At 58.0% G+C, this 1,541-nt stretch carries 1 protein-coding gene and 1 pseudogene; one reads left to right on the forward strand and one right to left on the reverse strand.

All coding sequences use genetic code 11. The features are described 5' to 3' along the window. Nucleotides 1–134: 134 nt before the first annotated feature. Entirely contained in the window at nucleotides 135–944 is an 810-nt protein-coding gene (locus HNH97_RS14590; RefSeq protein WP_171791363.1) for an IS5 family transposase, read from the forward strand. Nucleotides 945–951: 7 nt separating this feature from the next. Here the strand turns inward: HNH97_RS14590 and HNH97_RS14595 are convergent. Continuing rightward, a pseudogene (locus tag HNH97_RS14595) lies at nucleotides 952–1,452 on the reverse strand (chloride channel protein); the annotation flags it as partial. Between the last annotated feature and the right edge of the window lie 89 nt (nucleotides 1,453–1,541).

The following is a 1,541-nucleotide window of genomic DNA, read 5'->3' on the forward strand; positions in this document are numbered from 1 at the left end:
CAACCAGATATGAAAAAACAGCAACGTCGTTCCTCGCGGTCATCCACATCGCTGCCGCAGCAGACTGGATCAAGCCCTAACAGGCCCTAGAGGGTGTTATGTACTTTCGTTCCTGATTGGTGGAGTAATGAGGGATGGCACCCGCACGCAAACCGTATCCCTCTGATGTATCAGACGAAGAATGGTCTCTGGTCGTTCCGTATCTGGTCCTGATGCGAGAGGACGCGGAACAGCGGCGGCATGATCTGCGCGAACTGTTCAACGGGTTGCGCTACGTGATCCGCTACGGGATTGCCTGGCGCGCGATGCCAAACGATCTGCCGCCGTGGTCGGCGGTTTATCAGCAGTCTCGTCGTTGGATGGATGCCGGCTGCTTCGAGACGCTGGCCTGCGATCTACGTGCCGTCTTGCGCATGGCTTCTGGTCGCCTGCCGGACCCCACTGCAGCCATCCTCGACAGCCGGACATTACGTTCGACACCCGAGAGCGGGCCTCGCGCCGGTTACGACGGGGCCAAACGCAAACGGGGCTCGAAGCTGCATATGGCTGTGGATACGCTGGGCCACCTGCTGGCCCTGCATGTCACGCCAGCCAATCGGGATGATCGCGCCGAGGTCGGACGCCTCGCCGCTGCCATTCAGGAGGCCACTGACGAAAGCGTCGAACTGGCCTATGTCGATCAGGGATATACGGGCTCAAAACCAGACGAGGCGGCTCGCACGCACGGTATCGCACTCGAAGTCGTCAAGTTGCCCGAAGCCAAGCGCGGCTTTGTCCTGCTGCCGCGCCGGTGGGTCGTCGAGCGGTCTTTCGCATGGGCCACACGATGCCGCAGGCTCGTCAAGGACTACGAGCGTTACGCTTCAACCCTCGCAAGTCTCCATGTCGTCGCTTTCGCATGTTTCATGCTCAGAAACGCCGCTATACTCGCTCAAGGTGCATAACACCCTCTAGGGACGGTGCAAACATGCCGCCAGGTATGCCAGAACAAAAGGTGATTAGTATGGAGAGGTATTTCAGGAAAAAGAAGGAGGCTGGATAATGGAGGGTGCCGTCTATGATTCCTCGCGCCTGGAGATAGCCCGTACCATAGGTCGCCCCGTCAGAGACTAGGCCGATCAGGGCCAGAAGCAGACCACATAAAGCGGCAAAACCGAGAGGGAAACGTGCCGCAAATGGGCGAAGTGATCCTGGCAGTCCCTTGGAGAGGCGAATGACACAACGCGCGAAAAGGCCGCCCGCCAAGCCACCACTCACGCCACATACCAGAACAGCCAGCCACGCGACACCGACGGGGATAGAGGTATTGGCACGACCAAAATATGTATAATTTCCCAGGAGAGCGATTGCGGTAATCCCGGAAAAGATGATGACGGTCAGTGTCCGGCCCGACGATTTCTGTTCAAAGGAGTGGGCAAGTTCCTCAATGGCGAAAACAACGCCTGCGAGAGGTGGAGGGATCGAAGAACCCCTGATTGATGTGCTTGGCCGGTAATTTCTGGGTTTTGGCGATTTGATTGACGGTTTTTGCGATGGCCTCC

The organism is Gluconacetobacter entanii (assembly GCF_013155425.1).
GTDB lineage: Bacteria > Pseudomonadota > Alphaproteobacteria > Acetobacterales > Acetobacteraceae > Novacetimonas > Novacetimonas entanii.